Below are 18335 nucleotides of genomic sequence, written 5' to 3'. Positions count from 1 at the left end.
ATAAGAACCGCCTTCATTTTGAAGGGCGGTTCTTCTTTTTGTTCACGCGGGCTGAAATCATGGTAAAATAGACTTTGTGCAATTATTAGCGTACAAATTTTTTACGGAGGTGGATTCCATTGACGCGAATTTCAGAAGAACAAGTCCGGCACGTGGCCCATTTGGCGCGCCTTGCGGTTACGGACGAAGAAGTGCATACATTTACAGAACAGCTCGATGCGATCATTACATTTGCCGAGCAGCTGAATGAACTGGATACATCAAACGTGCAGCCGACATCACACGTTTTAAATATGAAGAATGTATTGCGGAAAGACGAATCGGCACCAGGACTAGACCGGGAAGAAGTATTGAAAAATGCACCGGATCAGCAGGACGGCCAAATTCGGGTTCCGTCTATTATCGAGTAAGGAGGAGAGACCGTGTCATTATTTGATCACAAATTAACCGAGATTCAATCGATGATCGAAAAAAAAGAAATATCGATTCCGGATCTTGTGGATGAATCATTCAAGCGCATCGCCGCTGTAGACGGAGATGTAAAAGCATTTCTTGCATTAGATGAAGAGCGTGCCCGCAAGCAGGCGGAAGAAGCACAAGGTGCAGGAAAAACCGGTATTTTATCAGGGATTCCGATTGGCATAAAAGATAATATCGTTACAAAAGGACTCCGCACGACTGCTGCCAGCCAAATCCTTCACAACTTTGACCCGATTTATGATGCAACCGTGGTAAATAAGCTTCGTGAAGCCGGAACCATTACAGTCGGCAAGCTAAACATGGACGAATTTGCGATGGGCTCATCAACGGAAAACTCAAGCTTCCAAAAAACACGTAACCCATGGAATTTAGCCCACGTGCCAGGCGGTTCATCAGGCGGCTCTGCTGCGGCTGTTGCAGCAGGCGAAGTACCGTTTTCACTTGGCTCAGATACAGGCGGATCGATTCGCCAGCCGGCTTCTTTCTGCGGCGTAGTCGGCATGAAACCTACATACGGACGCGTATCCCGCTTTGGTTTGATTGCTTTTGCATCGTCTCTTGACCAGATTGGGCCTATTACACGCAACGTAGAAGACAATGCATATCTTTTAGAAGCGCTTGCTGGCGTTGATCCGTACGATTCAACTTCGGCGAATGTGCCGGCCGAAAACTTTGCTGCCGGGTTAACAGGCGACATTAAAGGGTTGCGCATTGCTGTACCGAAAGAATACCTTGGAGAAGGTGTTTCAGAAGAAGTAAGGCAGTCTGTTCTTGCGGCGCTGAAAGTATTGGAAGGGCTTGGTGCTACGTGGGAAGAAGTATCTCTTCCGCATTCAAAATACGGCGTGGCCACGTACTACCTGCTTGCGTCATCTGAAGCGTCATCCAACCTGGCCCGTTTTGACGGTATCCGCTACGGCTACCGTGCAGAAGGCGCAGAAAACTTAATCGATTTATACAAAAAAACACGTGCAGAAGGCTTTGGCGACGAAGTAAAACGTCGGATTATGCTTGGTACGTTCGCGCTAAGCTCAGGCTACTACGACGCGTATTATAAAAAAGCGCAGCAAGTGCGCACACTGATTAAAAAAGACTTTGAAGATGTGTTCGCAAGCTATGACGTGATCATCGGCCCTACAACACCAACACCGGCGTTTAAAATCGGCGAAATTATCGACGATCCGTTAACAATGTACGCAAATGACATTTTAACGATTCCAGTAAACCTTGCTGGCGTACCGGGTATTTCCGTTCCATGCGGATTCGCAGAAAACGGGCTGCCGCTTGGCCTGCAGATTATTGGACGCCATTTCGATGAAAAAAACGTATACCGTGTTGCGCATGCGTACGAGCAGGCAACTGATTTCCACAAAGAAAAGCCGAAGCTGTAAAGGAGGGGACCACCTGTGCAATTTGAAACGGTGATTGGACTTGAAGTCCACGTTGAATTAAAAACAAACTCAAAAATCTTTTCGTCGGCCCCGGCCCATTTCGGCGCGGAGCCAAATACGAATACAACGGTGATTGACCTTGGATATCCAGGCGTGTTGCCGGTGATGAACGACAAAGCGGTGGAATTCGCAATGAAAGCAGCCATGGCCATCAATTGCGAAATCGCCGAGGAATCCATTTGGGACCGGAAAAACTATTTCTATCCAGACAATCCGAAAGCATACCAGATATCACAAAATGATAAACCGATCGGCGAACACGGATGGGTAGAAATCGAAGTGAACGGTGAAACAAAACGCATCGGCATCACTCGTCTTCATTTAGAAGAAGATGCGGGCAAGCTGACGCATGCCGGCAAGCATTCTCTTTGCGATTATAATCGCCAGGGAACACCGCTTGTAGAAATTGTATCCGAACCAGATATTCGCACGCCCGAAGAAGCCTATGCATTTTTAGAAAAGTTAAAAGCGATTATTCAATATACGGAAGTATCCGACTGTAAAATGGAGGAAGGATCGCTTCGCTGTGACGCGAACATTTCGATCCGTCCATTTGGCCAGGAAGAATTTGGTACAAGAACAGAATTAAAAAACTTAAACTCCTTTAACTTCGTGCGTAAAGGGCTTGAATATGAAGAAAAACGCCAGGCGGAAGTTGTATCTTCAGGCGGAAAAGTGGAGCAGGAAACACGTCGTTTTGATGAATCAACAGGCAAAACCGTTTTGATGCGTGTAAAAGAAGGATCAGATGATTACCGTTATTTCCCGGAACCGGATCTGCTTCCTGTTTACATTGATGACGAATGGAAAGAGCGTGTTCGCGCGTCGATTCCAGAGCTTCCAGATGCACGTAAAAAGCGTTATATGGAAGAGCTTGGTCTGCCGGCGCATGACGCGAAAATTTTGACGATGTCAAAAGACATTGCTGATTTCTTTGAAGCAACGGTAGCAGCCGGTGCTGCAGCAAAGCTTGCTTCTAACTGGATGATGGGCGAAGTGCCGGCGTACTTGAACGCAGAGAACAAAGAGCTCGCTCAAACAAAGCTGACACCAGAGAACCTTGCTGGTATGATTAAATTGCTTGAAGAAGGAACCATCTCTTCTAAAATCGCTAAAACCGTATTTAAAGAAATTGTTGAAAACGGCGGCGATGCCGAAGCGATCGTAAAAGAAAAAGGCCTTGTGCAAATTTCTGACGAATCAGCGCTTTTAAAATTCGTAAACGACGCTTTAGATGCGAACCCGCAATCTATTGCCGACTTTAAAGAAGGCAAGAAAAAAGCGATCGGCTTCCTTGTTGGACAAATTATGAAAGCGTCCAAAGGCCAGGCGAATCCGCAGGCGATCAATAAGCTGCTTGTAGAAGAAATTCAAAAAAGATAATAAATGACCAGACAGGATGGCGCGGTTGAACTCCAATCGCGCCATTTTTGTATGTAATAGCACCGTCTTTTCAATCGCAGGGTTTTCTTTTCATGTTAATTCCAACTTGACTTGTCGGATAAAATCCGTTAAGGTGTATATATCTTATAAAAATAATCGGAATTAAAACGGAGGGCCGGATAATGAGCAGAGAATATACTGTAATCCCAGGTGCTGAGTCATTTTACTTAGAAGGAAATGAAATTGGTATTGTTCTTTCCCATGGATTTATTGGTACGCCGCAAAGTGTCCGGGAGATAGCCGAAGCATTAAACCAAAAAGGATTTTCGGTTGTTGCTCCAAGATTGAAAGGCCACGGCACGCACCAGGAAGAAATGGAAACATGCACACATGACGACTGGTATAACAGCTATTCAAACGCCTGCCGCTTTTTGAAAAAGCGCGGCAAGCGTATTTTCTTAATGGGGCAGTCCATGGGCGGCACACTGACGCTCAAATTTGCAGCCGCTCATCAGGATATTGAAGGCATTATTACGATTAATGCAGCTCTTACACTGCCGTCACTCGATTACTTGCAGTATGATCCGGCTCCTCGTTTTATTCCGGAAGGAGCGCCGGATATTAAAAAAGATGGCGTCCATGAAATCACGTACGAAGAAGCACCTGTTGCTTCTGTACGCGAGCTGCAAAAGCTCATGAAAGAGGTGCCGAGCTTACTGCACCGTGTCTGCGTGCCGGCGCTTTGCATCAAATCAGCAGTAGATCACGTCGTGCCGCCGGAAAACACATCATTTATTTACCAGGCGATTTCATCCAAACAAAAGAAAATCGTCACACTGCGAAATTCTTACCATGTAGCCACCATGGATTATGATGCGGACCGCATTGTAGAAGAAGCTGTTGCATTTATTGAAGAAACCATCCAAAAACAGTCGGCATTTCGAAAAGTATTGTAAAAAGCGGTCTCCGAATGGAGACCGCTTTTTTAGTTGTTTAAAATATTGGTGATCACGTTCACAGCTGTTTTAATTTCATCCTCTGTTACAGTAAGAGGCGGTAGAAGGCGGATTACATGAGTGCCGGCTGTTAAAATAAGCAGGTTTTGTTCACGCGCTTGAGCTAAAAACGGCCCCGCTTCTTCATTCAGCTCAATACCTACCATTAAGCCGCGCCCTTTCAGCTTTTTAAAGATAGGCTGCTCTTTTAGTGCTTCCTCGAGCAGCGAGTGAATCAGTTCGCCTTTTTGTGTTACATCGGCTAAAAAGGATTCATCGAAAATGGTGTTCAATGTTTCTTTGGCCGCTGCAAGAGCCACCGGGTTGCCGCCGAATGTCGAGCCGTGTGAACCGGCAGAAAACGCTTCGGCAAGGGACGCTTTACCGATAATCGCACCGAGAGGGAAGCCGCTCGCAATTCCTTTTGCAACCGAGATAATATCCGGATTCAAGCCGATATGCTGAAAAGCAAATGGCTTTCCGGTACGGCCGATACCTGTTTGAATTTCATCAATAATAACAAGAGAGCCATTTTGATGAGCCAGTTCTTCGGCTTTCTTTAAAAAGTCTGCATTTCCTTCATTAATACCGCCTTCACCTTGAATCACTTCAAACATAATGGCTGCGGTATTGTCATCAAGGGCAGCTGTCAAGGAATCAAGATCATTCATGGTGACATACTCAAATGATTCGAGCATGGGACCGAAGCCGGTTTTAATTTTGTCCTGGCCGGTCGCCGCCATCGTGGCAAAAGTGCGGCCATGGAATGAATCAACGAATGTAATCACTTTTGTACGGCCAGTTGATTTGCGGGCAAGCTTAATGGCTGCTTCATTTGCTTCAGCGCCGCTGTTTCCGAAAAACACAAGATCGAGTCCTGATGCATCTGCCAGCTGCTTCGCTACTTCTTCCTGCAGCTCAATTTGAAACAAGTTTGACGTATGCCAAAACTGGTTCAGCTGCTCTTCAACTGCTGTTTTAACGTTGTCCGGTGCGTGGCCAAGGTTGCATACGCTGATGCCGGATGTAAAGTCTAAATATTCCTTGCCGTCTTTTGCTGTTAAATAAGAGCCTTTTGCTTTGACGGGTGTAACATTCCATCTTGCATATGTAGGAAATAAGTGACTCATACTGTTTCCTCCTTTTGAAATAAAGTGCCATGCCACGTTTCATTTTCGTAGAACGGTTTTTTGCCAGAGACAATATGAACATGTCCGCAGCTTTCGAGTGCTTTTAGGGCGGTATGAACTTTTGGGATCATCCCGCCGCTGATTACACCGGAATCAATAAGTTCGTTTGTTTGGGAAGCAGTGAGAGATGGAATCAGTTCACCATCTTTTAAAACACCGGGCACGTCTGTCACCATAAGAAGGTGGTCTGCCTCAAGAGCGTAAGCAGCCGCGCCTGCTGCATGGTCTGCATTCACATTCAGCACCGTTCCGTCTGGACCTTTCGCAATCGGTGTAAGAACGGGAAGGAGGCCGGCTTCAAGGAACAGCTGGAGCACTTCTTTGTTAACAGCTGTTACGTCGCCGACAAACCCGAGTTCTTCCTGGTTAATAAAGTCGGCCTGAAGGATCCCCTGGTCGCTTGACTGTACACCGATAGCCGGAATACCTTGTGATTCAAGCATACGGACCAGTTTCCGGTTCATGCTTCCGGAAAGAACAAGCTCCGCTGCCTGAAGCACTTCCTCTGACGTAACGCGCAGGCCATTTTTAAACTCGCTTTTTACATTCATTTTCTCGAGCATAGCGTTAATTTCCGGGCCGCCGCCGTGAACAAACACAATTTTGTATCCATCGGCGATCAGCGCGTTCATACTGTCAAAAAAGCTTTGTGACAATTCTTTTAACACACTGCCGCCGCATTTTACGACTACTGTTTTCATCGGTCTCCTCCTTTTATGGGTACATCGGAAAGCCTTTAAGCCCCGATGTTTCTTCGAATCCAAACATAATATTTGCATTTTGAACGGCTTGTCCCGCTGCACCTTTTACAAGGTTATCGATAACAGACACGATTACAAGACGGTTCGTGCGTGTATCCACATCAACAGAAATATCACAGAAGTTTGAACCGGCTACTTCTTTAATGCCAGGGAACTGTTTCACGGGGCGGACACGGACAAATGGATCGTTTTTGTAGGTATCAGCGTAAAGAGCATGCGCTTCTTCTGTTGTCATATCGCGTGTGAGCGGTGCATACATCGTTGCCATAATTCCACGGGATACCGGCAGAAGATGTGTAGAAAACGTAATGGGGGCGGCTGATTCGCTCCACCAGGAAAGCTGCTGCTCAATTTCCGGAATGTGCTGATGCTCATTTACTTTATAAATGCGGAAGTTATCATTCATCTCCGCGAAATGAACGATCGGAGACAAGCCGCGTCCAGCACCCGATACACCGGATTTGGCATCAATAATAATATTTTTCATATCAATTACACCGTTTTGTACAGCGGGAGCAAGCCCTAAAAGCGCTGCTGTCGGATAACAGCCCGGATTTGATAGCACGGATGCCGACTTAATGTTTTCACGGTTCCATTCTGTCAGCCCATACACAGCATCGGCGACAAATTCTTTCGGAGCCGGGTCTTTTTTATACCATTTTTTATAATGTTCTGTTTCTTTTAAACGAAGGTCTCCGGATAAATCGACGACTTTAGCCCGGCCGCCGGCAAGCTGGGGGGCAAGGGCAGCGGCTGCGCCGGAAGGAACCGCTAAAAATACAACATCTGATTCCTGTTTGATCGCTTCTGTATCAATTTTCGTTAAGGGAAGCGGGCAAATCTCGGCAAGATGAGGATACTCTTCTGTAACAGGAACGCCGTCTTTGCTGGATGAATAAACAGCGTGCAGCTCAAAATGTGGATGATTGGATAAAAGGCGTATAAGTTCAATGCCTCCGTAGCCGGAAGCGCCGATGACTGATGCTTTCATGGAAAAACTCCTTTGTATTTTTATTTATAATTATTAATATTTATTAATTCATTCTTCTTCATTATAGAATTGTGCCTCCTTGAAATCAACCGATTTTGTCAAATCGGCCGTTTTTGTGCATAATGGAGGATAGGATGTTTTGAAAATCCGTAACGGAGGAACGAAAAATGAATCTGCAGGAATGGTTTGAAAAAGGACTGACACCTGAGGACTATATAAACAATATGTCGGAGCATAAAGAAAATCTTCTTTATGTATTAAAAAATTTTCACTTATCGAGCGAAGAAGCTTCTCTCATTGATAAAGTAAGCGAAGCCAATTGGCGTGTCATTGTCCTCACAGAAGACTGGTGCGGGGACGCTATGGTGAATATTCCGATTCTGCTTGCCATGGCAAAAGCAGCAAATATGGAAGTCCGCATGCTGCACCGCGATGAAAATCTGGAGCTGATGGACCAGTATTTAACAAATGGAACATCACGGGCAATTCCTATTTTTATTTTTATAAACGAAGAAGGAACGGAGCAAGCCGTATGGGGACCGCGTGCTCCAGCCGTGCAGGAAATGGTGACGCGATACCGTTCATCGCTGCCGCCGCGTGACCATGAAGATTTCGAGGAAAAGAGCCGTGACATGATTCAGGCATTAAAAGAAACTTACCGCACGGACGAATCGATCTGGCAGGAAATATACCGCAGCATAAAAACGACGCTTGCGGAACGATTATATTAATAGCAGAAAGACTGGGATAAAGATGACGAAACGAGCACGAATTATTTACAATCCAACCTCTGGGCGCGAATTGTTCCGCAAGCATTTGCCGGAAGCGCTCGAAAAGCTTGAAAGAGCCGGATATGAAACTTCCGCGCATGCAACAACGGGAGAAGGAGATGCGACCGAAGCAGCACGAATCGCTACGGAACGGAAATTCGATGTTGTTATTGCGGCGGGCGGCGATGGAACGTTAAATGAAGTAGTGAATGGCCTGGCCGGGCAGGAGCATCGTCCGAAATTCGGTGTGATTCCAATGGGCACGACCAATGACTTTGCCCGGGCATTGCATATTCCGCGTGATATACAAGGAGCCATTGATGTGATCACAGCCGGTGAAACAATTCCGGTGGACGTCGGGCGCATGAATGAGCGCTATTTCATTAATATTGCAGGGGGCGGCCGTTTAACAGAGCTTACGTATGAAGTGCCAAGCAAGCTGAAGACGATGCTCGGCCAGCTTGCTTATTATTTAAAAGGTATCGAGATGCTGCCTTCGATCAAGCCGACAAATATCAGAATTGAATATGACGGTGAAGTGTTTGAAGGAGAATCGCTTCTTTTTTTAATCGGGCTGACGAATTCAGTCGGCGGTTTTGAAAAGCTGGCGCCGGATTCATCTGTTAACGACGGTTTATTTACGCTGATTATCTTAAAGAAAACCAACCTGGCTGAATTTATCCGAATTGCGAGCCTTGCCCTGCGGGGAGACCACTTAAATGACCCTCATGTTATTTATACAAAAGCAAGCCGGATTCATGTTCAATCATCGGAACCGTTGCTGATTAATCTTGACGGGGAGCTTGGCGGCGAGATCCCGGCTGATTTTGAAAATTTATACCGCCATCTTGATGTTTTTGCACCAATCGAAAAGCTTCGTCCACAGGACCGCATTTATTAACATCAGCTGCTTCGGTGATATCGAAGCAGCTTTTTTTATAGAAAGTATTTCGTGTGACGAAGAATCATGTTATAATTTAGTTACCTAAGTAATCAATTGGAGGATGGAATGGAAACACATGAGCTATTTCATACGATTCATCAGCTGTCTCGCACGCTGACTAAACAAGTGAATGAAACGCTGCATCCGTTCGGTCTGTACAGTGCACAGTGGGCGGTTTTATTTGTGCTGAAAACAAAAGGAGCCATGCCGCAGTCGGCGCTATGCGAATACCTGGCAGTTGAAGCACCACCGATGACCCGGACGATTCAGCGTCTTGCCAGGCAGGGGTATGTACAGCAGGTGCCGGGCGAAGACAAGCGGGTAAAAGTGATTCACTTAACGGACAAAGCACATGAGGCGTATCCGGAATGGGAGAAGGCCATTTTAACGATGAATGACCGTCTGCTTGAGCAGGTGCCGCGGGAACAGCGTATGCTTGTGCAGCTGGCACTTCATGATTGGCTTGGAAAAATGAAAGGGGATTTGCATGAATAAACCAGCTCTATGGACAAAAGATTTTATCAGCATCTCATTAACGAACTTCTTCTTATTTATGACGTTTTATTTTCTGCTTGTCACGCTGCCCGTTTATGTATTAAACGAATTGAACAGCACGGAAAGTGAAGCAGGACTGGCCACAACCGTCTTTTTAATTTCAGCAATTTTGATCCGGTTCGTTTCTGGACAATGGGTCGAGCATTTCGGCAAGAAAAAAGTATTGATTGCGTCACTTGTGATCTTTTTTGCAGCATCGGTTTTATACCCGTTCACAAATGGACTTACAGCCCTTCTTGTGCTTCGGTTCTTCCACGGTATTGGCTTTGGAATGGCGACTACCGCAGCCGGGGCTGTCGTAGCAGATATTATCCCGAATTCACGCCGGGGAGAGGGAATGGGCTACTATGTGATGTCTATGAACCTGGCTATGGCGATCGGCCCGTTTGCGGGACTTGCCATTATGAACAAATGGAGCATTCAAGCGGGCTTTATCGTGTGTGCAGCAGTTGCCTTGATTGCGTTGGTGATCGGCTTATCATTGAAAAATGAGAAAGCGGGCAGCCGCAAGCCTGCTGAACAGTTTAAGCTGGATCTGTCCCCGGGTAATTTAATTGAAAAGTCTGCTCTGCCGATTGCGCTGACCGGTACTTTTTTCGCCATTGTTTATTCAGCTATTTTATCCTTCGTTTCGGTTTACGCCGAAGAGCTGCATATTGGTGCCGTATCAGGCTTCTTTTTTGTTGTGTATGCGGTTGTTATTGTACTGTCCCGTCCGTTTACCGGCCGCTGGTTTGACCGTTATGGTGCCAATGCTATCGTTTATCCGTCGATTGTTGTATTCGCCGCGGGCCTGCTTTTGCTGAGCCAGGCTGGCGGAGCCGGTCTTTTTCTGATTGCAGCAGGGGTGATCGGGCTTGGCTGGGGCACTTTATTCCCTGGCTTTCAAACGATTGCCATATCGAAAGCGCGGCCTGAGAAAAAAGCGCTGGCGACAGCGACATTTTTGTCTCTTTTTGACCTCGGCATCGGCTTTGGGTCTTTTGTGATGGGGGTTGTGGCATCCGGCCTCGGCTTTAAAATGCTTTACGCTGCGTGTGCGGTATACGTGCTCGCTGGTTTGATTGTTTATTATTTTGTACAAAAAAGTAAAAGGGAGACAGAACAGTTTCCTCAGCTATAAACTGCCCGCCTGCCGCCATCGCTTCGTTCGATGCCGGCAGGCTTTTTTAAGTTTTCCAGATCATCCGCATAAAAAGCCGTGCCTTTTTGTTCAATGCATGGCGAATGACCATGCCAAATTGAAAATAGGTCATACCAAAAAAGAAACGCGTAAACATTTTGCGCATCAGCCGTACACCCTGGCGTTTTTTCTTGTAAAGAGCGGAATACCTGTCCAGGATATTGTCATGCCTATCCGCTTTACTTACCCTGTTATGGTCCAATATCTGAAGTCCATTGCCCAGGTACTTCTGCATCGAACACCTCGATGAAAAGAAAAAAACAGTGACTCTATCACTGCTTCAGCCGTTAGATGTGTGCTGCGGTACAGTAGTCTGCTTTCATGAGCGGAGCGGACAAATGGGTGCTTAACCGTCTGTACAGAAGGAATCAGTGCCATTCAATGCCTGGATATGGAGCTGATGGTAAAAAGAACGTTTATCGAACCAAAATGGTAAGGCAATTCTACAGCTGGTAAATGAAACAGGCTGGAGAATGCCTTTTGCTCTTTGAGCGGACAAGCATACTGGCGCTTCTTGAAAGAAGAGATTTTTTTTTATGTTTGCTACACTAAAGATAACAAAGAAGTGGAAGAAGGAATGGGGATGAATCATGTTTGGATGTTATTAAAGCCATACCGTCTGCGGATGGCTGCTGCCTGGGGACTGATGCTGCTTGAGCTTGCGGTGGAACTCGTGCTGCCGGTTTTAATGGTGAAGATGATCGATGACGGCATCGCGGCTGGAAAGATGAACGCGATTTTATTTTGGGGCAGTATCATGGTCGGGCTGTCGCTGTTTTCATTCGCTGCTGGAATTACTAATTCATTTATTGCTGCGCGGATTGGCCAAAACTACGGGTTCGATATTCGAAAGAAACTGATCGAGAAAGTGCAGTTTTTTTCGTTCGGGCAGTACGGCCACTTTGATACGTCGACATTAATTACAAGGATGACAAACGATGTCACCCAGCTGCAAAACGCTGTTTTTATGAGTCTGCGCATTATGCTGCGTGCACCACTGATGATTCTCTTTGGTACAGTGATGGCGCTGTTCGTTCATTTTAAGCTAGCGTCGGTGCTGCTTATAACGGTGCCGGTCATGACCATCTTTATGTTGTTTATGATGCGAAAGGGAGCGGGGATGTTCCAGCGTGTGCAGCTCAAGCTCGACCGTGTAAACAGCGTAATGCGTGAAAACTTGACGGGCATCCGGCTGATCCGGGCATTTGTCCGCAGCGGACATGAAACAGCGCGATTTGAACGGGCCGGCAAAGCACTTATGGAAAACACGATCGGCGTCATCCGCACATTCGAAAGTATTGTGCCGATTTTGATGCTTGTGATAAATGGCGGTCTTTTATTTATCCTATGGTTCGGCTTTGCCGAGATGCAAAGCGGCACAGCGACCACGGGTGAAATTGTAGCCGTGATCAACTATGCGGCACGGATTATTATTTCACTGTCAATCCTTACGTTTATTACACTTGCGTTTGCCCGCGGCAGAGCCTCTGCTGCCCGGATCAATGAAGTATTGATAATGGAAGAGGAGCAGCAGCCGGCTGTAACAGAGACTTATCCAGCAGAAGGAGATCTCTCGTTAGAAGAGATTACCTTTACATACCCGGGCGGTAAAACGCCCGTGCTTCATTCGCTTTCCATGAATATTAAGAGCGGCAGCATGGCGGCTGTTCTGGGGGAAACCGGCTCTGGCAAGTCGGCACTGCTTTCTTTGATTCCGCGCTTGTATGAGCCGGAGAAAGGGCGTGTCGCCATCGGCGGCCGTGATATAAGCCGGATGGATGTCGGCCTGCTTCGGCGTCATATTGGCTTTGTCCCGCAGGAATCTCATTTGTTTACCGGATCGATTATCGATAATATTCGCTGGGGCAAAAAAAATGCGACCGATGAAGAAGTAATGGAAGCCGCTCAAAAAGCGCAAATTCATAAAATGATCGTTTCATTGCCGGACGGATACCATACGGTGATCGGGCAAAAAGGCGTTACGCTCTCAGGAGGACAGAAGCAGCGGCTGTCCATCGCAAGGGCGCTCGTCCGGCAGCCGGATATTTTACTGTTGGATGACAGTACGAGCGCGTTGGATGTGAAAACGGAAGCCGCACTTATTGAGGCAATCACTGCCCAGCCATGCACCGTAGTGATTGTAACGCAAAAAATTTCAACTGCTGAACAAGCGGATTGTATTTTTATAATGGAAGACGGTGGAATTGCCGCTTCCGGCACACACAGGGAACTGGCACGGGCAAATGGCTTGTACAGACGCCTGCTGGAGTCGCAGGGCAGAGGAGATGGAATTCATGAAGCATCCGGGCAATAACAGGGAAGCCAAGCCGCAGATCAGCAACATGTCTGAGACGCTGAAGCGGATTGGCCGCTATTTGCTGAAAAGGAAAGGAAAACTGATGCTGACGATGGTAATGGTGGCGCTGGGCTCCGCATTAGCCCTGGCCGGCCCTTTTTTGATCGGGAAGGCGATCGATGATTATATCGCATCGGGGAATGAACGCGGACTGCTTCTGCTGCTCGCCGGCCTGGCACTGGTATATGTCAGTTATTCAGCCGTCAGCTTTCTGCAAAACTATTGGATGGTGGAAATTGCCCAACGAACCGTTTACGAGCTTCGTGATGATTTATTCCGCCATTTTCACACACTGCCGATTTCTTTTTTTGATAAGCGCCGCCACGGTGAGTTAATGAGCCGTGTCACCAATGACATCGATAATATCAGCAGTACATTGAACAGCTCCATTATTCAAGTGGCATCGGGGCTGTTGACACTCACCGGCTCCATTGTCGTGATGCTTTATTTAAGCCCGCTTTTAACCGCTGTGACTTTGCTCATTATCCCGCTGATGTTTGGCGGAATGAAATGGATCACAAGCCGCACCGGCCCGAGGTTTAAGGAGCAGCAGCGCCACCTTGGCGATTTAAACGGGTTTATTGAAGAAGCGATTTCGAGCCGGCATATTGTCAAAATGTTTTCGCGGGAAGAAGACATCATTGAAGAATTTATGGAAAAAAATGAGCGTCTGCGTGAAGCCGGTTATCTGGCACAGGCTTATTCGGGCTTTATTCCGAAATTAATGAATGTGTTGAATAACGCTGGTTTCGCTGTGATTGCTCTTGTCGGCGGTGTTCTAGCGCTGAGCGGGCAGGCAACGGTTGGCACCATTGTGATCTTTACAGAATACGCCCGCCAGTTCACGCGCCCCCTCAATGATCTGGCCAATCAATACAACACAATGCTGTCAGCGGTCGCCGGAGCGGAACGGGTATTTGATATTATGGATACGGATGAAGCGGTTGACGGGAAGAAAGGACAGACACCGCTTCTGTCGGGTGAAGTAGTGTTTGATGATGTCTCTTTTTCTTATGAAGAAGGAAAAAAAACATTATCTCATGTTTCATTCCACGCTTTACCGGGAGAGATGATCGCTTTGATCGGCCCGACTGGTTCAGGTAAAACGACCATTATGAATTTGCTTGTCCGGTTTTATGAGCCGGATGGGGGCAAAATTTTGTTTGACGGTATAGACAGCCGGGATATTTCCGGAGCAGCACTGCGCAGCCAAATGGGATTTGTGCTGCAGGATACGGTGCTTTTTGAAGGAACAGTGATGGAAAATATCCGCTATGGGCGGCTGGATGCGACGGATGAAGAAGTCATAGAAGCCGCCAGGCAGGCCAATGCCCATTCGTTTATTGAACGGATGCCGGACGGATACAATTCCATGCTCAAGCAGGATGGATCAGGCATCAGCCAGGGGCAGCGCCAGCTTCTGGCGATTGCCCGGGCGATCTTGGCTGATCCGGTTTTGTTGATTTTAGATGAAGCAACAAGCAGTATCGATACAATCACTGAATTGCATATTCAGGAAGCGCTCGGCCGCTTGATGAAAGGACGGACCAGCTTTGTCATCGCCCACCGGCTGAATACAATCCGCCGTGCCGATCAAGTGATCCGGCTGAAGAACGGCGGCATTCAAGCAATCGGCTCATATGAAGAGGTTGTAGCAGCTGCCCGATAAAAAGCACCGCCTTTTAAGGGGGTGCTTTTGATTTCTGTTACAGCTCCAGCGTTTGCGGCGGCTGTCCTTTTTTATTCATGAGCCGGATTTGCTCAGGGGTAACCTTTAAAATCAATAACTTCGGATCCTCCGGCCCGTCAAACCATGACTCTAAATGTTCATTCCATACTTTTTTCTTTAAGCTTTCATCGTCGGACTCGGTCACTTTTCCTTCAATTTCAACATATTCGTCGCCGATTCCCTCGCCGTTATAGCCAAGCAGAATATGCGTATATGGGTTCTGCTCAATATCTTCTGTTTTATGAGTGTCTTTGCTTGTGGCCGTGTACAGTGTTAAATTGTCATTAAAAAAAGTCATATAGCGTGAACGTGGCTTGTTATCATGAATAGTGGCCATCGTCCCCACAAGGTTGTTGTCGATAATTGATGCAATTTGATCTTTTAGTGAACTCATTTTCAATCACTCCTTATATGGATTACTATTCCACTTTCCGCCGGATCTAAACAAAAAAAGAACATCCAGGGAGGATGTTCTTTTTTTATCATTCAGGCTGGGATTTGACTAAAATCTTTATATGATTTTTTTCCTTCACCAGTGCTTCAAACCCTTCTGTTACCACATCGTCCAGCGAAATGCGTTTTGTTACAAGCTTTTCTGCCTGAAAATAGCCTTGCTGCATAAGCTCCATAACGGCCGGGAAAATATCACGATAGGCGATAATGCCTTTTACAGTCCTTTCCTGCAGCACAACATTATTTGGCTGCACAGACGCCTCGGATTCCCAAATAGAAACGATGACGGTTTCTCCTTCAAATGTTGTAGCGTCAATCGCCTGCTGGAGAACAACCGGCACACCGGTAACTTCAAACGCCACATCTACGCCGCCGTCTGTCAGCTCCTGAAGACGCTCTGCGACATTTTCCTCCTTCGGGTTAATCACATCACGCGCTCCCAGCTCTCTTGCTTTTGCTGCCCGTTTAGGGGAAAGCTCAACGGCATAAATTTCGGATGCACCTGCTGCTCGCAACGCTTCAATCACAAGCAGGCCAATAGGACCCGCACCGAAAACCGCCGCTTTATCACCCGCTTTTAATTTGCTCAGGCGGACTGCATGAAGAGCGACCGCCGCCGGTTCGACGAGTGCGCCCTGCTCGAAAGAAAGGCCTTCCGGCATTTTATGTACCATATGTTCATCTACCATTGTGTATTCAGCAAACCCGCCGCCTCCTCCAGACAATCCATGAAAGCCGAGATGTTTACATAAGTTGTATTTTCCTTTTTTACACGCTGCACATTCACCGCAGGAAAGAATAGGCTCCACCACAACCGGATCACCAGGCTGAACACGTGTGACGCCTGCACCTACTTCGATCACCCTGCCGGAAAACTCATGCCCCATTACAATCGGTGCCCTATCCTGGCTGACGTAATGCGGCTCTTTCACCGGTACAAAAATAGGTCCTGCTGCGTATTCATGCAAATCACTGCCACAAATACCTGTCCATTCTACTTGAATCTTTACTTTTCCAGGCGCTGTTACCGGTTCATCAATGGTTTCAACACGGATATCTTTTGCTTCATACCAACGTAAAGCTTTCATACGTAAAACCTCCTGATAAAGTATTTGTTTGCACTATTATTCTATCATTTTCCAGTAGGAGTGACGAATACGAGCAGATTAGTGAACGGATAAAAGTGATAAACGTTTTGACCGGTGGAAGAGACTGTCACGATAACAAACAAAAGCCGTTCGTACAAGGTGTCATTTTAAATCGCACATTTTGATCCATTCAACGCGCCGAAACATTATAAAAAACGTTCATCAAAATAACTGTCGCGGGCAGAACCGCTCATTCTCGATAGGTGGATCCGCTGCCATAATCTCTTTTAAAGACTGTATAAACTGCTGCTGCAGTCAGCAGAATAAAGAGGAGCTGAAAGTGATTCTATCCAGGTAAAGAGAAATGTATGAAATGCTTGAAACGCTCTTGAAGAAAGCGGCACATCGTTGTAAGATGAAGGGTATCGTTTTCAAGCGGGGCAGCCAGTCAATGGACTTGGTGTGTACAGTCAGACAAGCTTCGTTTACTGAAAAACTACGTCTGGCATGATATTTTTGTGAATCGTTCTGTAAGGGAAAAAGAAATAGAAAAATGGACTTCGGCTGAGTGGGAATCATTTTTCAAATAGAAAGAGGAGAGTAATTGTGGCAAAGATTCAAGCTCCGGTTCAAAAAGGCGATACCGTTCATGTAACGGTGGCTGATTTGACGCATGAAGGAAAAGGAGTAGCCAAAATTGACGGCTATCCATTATTTATAGAAGGTGTTCTGCCGGGAGAAACAGGAGAAATTCAAGTAACCAAGTTAAACAAGGGGTACGGGTTTGCAAAGCTGGTTCGGCTTGATCAAGCATCAAAAGAGCGGGTGGAGCCGCCTTGTCCGGTCTACGATGAGTGCGGCGGCTGCCAGATGCAGCACTTATCTTACGCAGGGCAGCTGGATATGAAATACAACCAGGTACGCAATGTGATTGACCGGATCGCTAAGCTTCCGGACGTGCCGGTACATCCGGTGCTCGGCTTGGAGGATCCGTGGCGCTACCGGAACAAAGCGCAGGTGCCGGTTGGTCTGTCGCCTGAGGGGCAGATTGTCGCCGGTTTCTATAAAAAGCGTTCGCATGACATTATTGATATGACAGAATGCTTGATCCAGCATACAGAAAGTGACGCAATCATTCAAAAAGTAAAAGATGTTTGTGCGGCGAACGGGGTTATGCCTTATGATGAAGGCCGCCATAAAGGTGTGCTCCGTCACGTAATGGCGCGAATCGGCTATCAAACCGGCGAAAAAATGGCTGTGCTGATCACACGCACCAGTGAGCTGCCGAACCAGGAGGCCATTATAGAGGGGATTCGCCAGGCTGTTCCAGATATTACATCGATTGTACAAAATGTGAATCCGGAGAAAACAAACGTTATTTTTGGTTCCACAACGCGGACGCTGTTTGGAGAAGATGTGATCTATGATACGATCGGCGGCATTCGATTTGCCATTTCCGCCCGGTCATTTTATCAAGTCAATCCGGTTCAAACAGAAGTACTTTACAATAAAGCACTTGAGTATGCCGGATTGACTGGTGAGGAAACCGTGATCGACGCTTATTGCGGTATCGGCACGATCTCCCTGTTTCTTGCGCAAAAAGCAAAGCAGGTATACGGGGTTGAAATTGTACCGCAGGCCATTGAAGACGCCAAGCAAAATGCAGAGCTCAACGGCATTACAAACGCTCATTTTGAAGCGGGAAAAGCAGAAGAAGTCATTCCAGCCTGGTACAAGCAGGGCATCAAGCCGGATGTGATCGTTGTAGACCCGCCCCGTAAAGGCTGCGACGAGGCACTTCTTGACACGATTTTAAAAATGAAGCCGAAACGTGTTGTGTACGTGTCTTGTAACCCGGGTACACTCGCACGGGATCTTCGTGTACTTGAAGACGGCGGCTTTCAAACACGTGAAGTGCAGCCAGTGGATATGTTCCCGCAGACGGTTCATGTCGAGGCGGTAGCAGTATTAGAATTAAGATAATAAAACATAAAAAGCAGGGAAGAA

The 18335-nt window shown here is 46.9% G+C and carries 16 protein-coding genes; 11 read left to right on the top strand and 5 right to left on the bottom strand.

Features of this window, described 5'->3' with window-relative positions; genetic code table 11:
- Positions 1–119 precede the first annotated feature (119 nt).
- The 4 genes from gatC to RIN81_RS11055 all read left to right on the top strand — a co-directional run bounded on the left by gatC (position 120) and on the right by RIN81_RS11055 (position 4270).
- The gene (gatC, locus tag RIN81_RS11070) at positions 120–410 is read left to right on the top strand and encodes an Asp-tRNA(Asn)/Glu-tRNA(Gln) amidotransferase subunit GatC (RefSeq protein WP_050181916.1); all 291 of its coding nucleotides are present in this window, start codon (positions 120–122) and stop codon (positions 408–410) included.
- Between the two features lie 12 nt (positions 411–422).
- The gene (gene gatA, locus RIN81_RS11065; protein ID WP_309090140.1) at positions 423–1871 is read left to right on the top strand and encodes an Asp-tRNA(Asn)/Glu-tRNA(Gln) amidotransferase subunit GatA; all 1449 of its coding nucleotides are present in this window, start codon (positions 423–425) and stop codon (positions 1869–1871) included.
- A gap of 15 nt (positions 1872–1886) precedes the next feature.
- Complete coding sequence (gatB, locus tag RIN81_RS11060) at positions 1887–3314, top strand: Asp-tRNA(Asn)/Glu-tRNA(Gln) amidotransferase subunit GatB (RefSeq protein ID WP_309090137.1); 1428 nt, start codon at positions 1887–1889, stop codon at positions 3312–3314.
- A gap of 182 nt (positions 3315–3496) precedes the next feature.
- Entirely contained in the window at positions 3497–4270 is a 774-nt protein-coding gene (locus RIN81_RS11055; RefSeq protein ID WP_309090135.1) for an alpha/beta hydrolase, read from the top strand.
- 29 nt (positions 4271–4299) lie between these two features.
- Here RIN81_RS11055 and RIN81_RS11050 read toward each other — a convergent pair whose 3' ends face one another.
- From RIN81_RS11050 to argC, 3 genes are read right to left on the bottom strand one after another with little or no spacing between them, the layout of a single operon-like run.
- A complete protein-coding gene (locus RIN81_RS11050; protein ID WP_309090133.1) occupies positions 4300–5439 on the bottom strand; it encodes an acetylornithine transaminase in 1140 nt (379 codons plus the stop codon).
- On the bottom strand, positions 5436–6200 hold the full coding sequence (gene argB / locus RIN81_RS11045; RefSeq protein ID WP_309090131.1) for an acetylglutamate kinase: 765 nt from the start codon (positions 6198–6200) through the stop codon (positions 5436–5438). The genes RIN81_RS11050 and argB overlap by 4 nt, the downstream gene beginning before the upstream one ends.
- A gap of 13 nt (positions 6201–6213) precedes the next feature.
- Positions 6214–7251, bottom strand: a complete 1038-nt coding sequence (gene argC / locus RIN81_RS11040; protein WP_309090128.1) for an N-acetyl-gamma-glutamyl-phosphate reductase — start codon at positions 7249–7251, stop codon at positions 6214–6216.
- 167 nt (positions 7252–7418) lie between these two features.
- On the opposite strand from argC, the gene RIN81_RS11035 reads away from it, so the two are divergent.
- The 6 genes from RIN81_RS11035 to RIN81_RS11010 all read left to right on the top strand — a co-directional run bounded on the left by RIN81_RS11035 (position 7419) and on the right by RIN81_RS11010 (position 14727).
- Entirely contained in the window at positions 7419–7982 is a 564-nt protein-coding gene (locus tag RIN81_RS11035; protein WP_309090126.1) for a thioredoxin family protein, read from the top strand.
- 22 nt (positions 7983–8004) lie between these two features.
- Positions 8005–8922 carry a diacylglycerol kinase gene (locus RIN81_RS11030; protein ID WP_309090124.1) on the top strand — a complete coding sequence of 306 codons (918 nt, stop codon included), beginning with the start codon at positions 8005–8007 and terminating at the stop codon, positions 8920–8922.
- Between the two features lie 108 nt (positions 8923–9030).
- Positions 9031–9459, top strand: coding sequence for a MarR family winged helix-turn-helix transcriptional regulator (locus RIN81_RS11025; protein ID WP_309090122.1), 429 nt, complete (start codon positions 9031–9033; stop codon positions 9457–9459).
- On the top strand, positions 9452–10642 hold the full coding sequence (locus tag RIN81_RS11020) for an MFS transporter (RefSeq protein ID WP_309090120.1): 1191 nt from the start codon (positions 9452–9454) through the stop codon (positions 10640–10642). The genes RIN81_RS11025 and RIN81_RS11020 overlap by 8 nt, the downstream gene beginning before the upstream one ends.
- 643 nt (positions 10643–11285) lie before the next feature.
- Positions 11286–13016, top strand: a complete 1731-nt coding sequence (locus RIN81_RS11015) for an ABC transporter ATP-binding protein (protein ID WP_309090118.1) — start codon at positions 11286–11288, stop codon at positions 13014–13016.
- Positions 12997–14727 carry an ABC transporter ATP-binding protein gene (locus RIN81_RS11010; protein WP_309090116.1) on the top strand — a complete coding sequence of 577 codons (1731 nt, stop codon included), beginning with the start codon at positions 12997–12999 and terminating at the stop codon, positions 14725–14727. Before RIN81_RS11015 ends, RIN81_RS11010 begins: the two co-directional genes overlap by 20 nt.
- Before the next feature lie 37 nt (positions 14728–14764).
- Here RIN81_RS11010 and RIN81_RS11005 read toward each other — a convergent pair whose 3' ends face one another.
- On the bottom strand, positions 14765–15181 hold the full coding sequence (locus tag RIN81_RS11005) for a pyridoxamine 5'-phosphate oxidase family protein (RefSeq protein ID WP_309090114.1): 417 nt from the start codon (positions 15179–15181) through the stop codon (positions 14765–14767).
- Positions 15182–15269: 88 nt separating this feature from the next.
- Positions 15270–16328, bottom strand: coding sequence for a 2,3-butanediol dehydrogenase (locus tag RIN81_RS11000; RefSeq protein ID WP_309090112.1), 1059 nt, complete (start codon positions 16326–16328; stop codon positions 15270–15272).
- Between the two features lie 606 nt (positions 16329–16934).
- Here RIN81_RS11000 and rlmD point away from each other — a divergent pair.
- Positions 16935–18311, top strand: coding sequence for a 23S rRNA (uracil(1939)-C(5))-methyltransferase RlmD (gene rlmD, locus RIN81_RS10995; protein ID WP_309090110.1), 1377 nt, complete (start codon positions 16935–16937; stop codon positions 18309–18311).
- Positions 18312–18335: the final 24 nt, after the last annotated feature.

It is taken from the genome of Domibacillus sp., from assembly GCF_031181085.1.
GTDB lineage: Bacteria > Bacillota > Bacilli > Bacillales > Domibacillaceae > Domibacillus.
The sequence above is the reverse complement of the archived record's forward strand: the minus strand, read 5'-3'. Positions and strand labels throughout refer to the sequence as shown.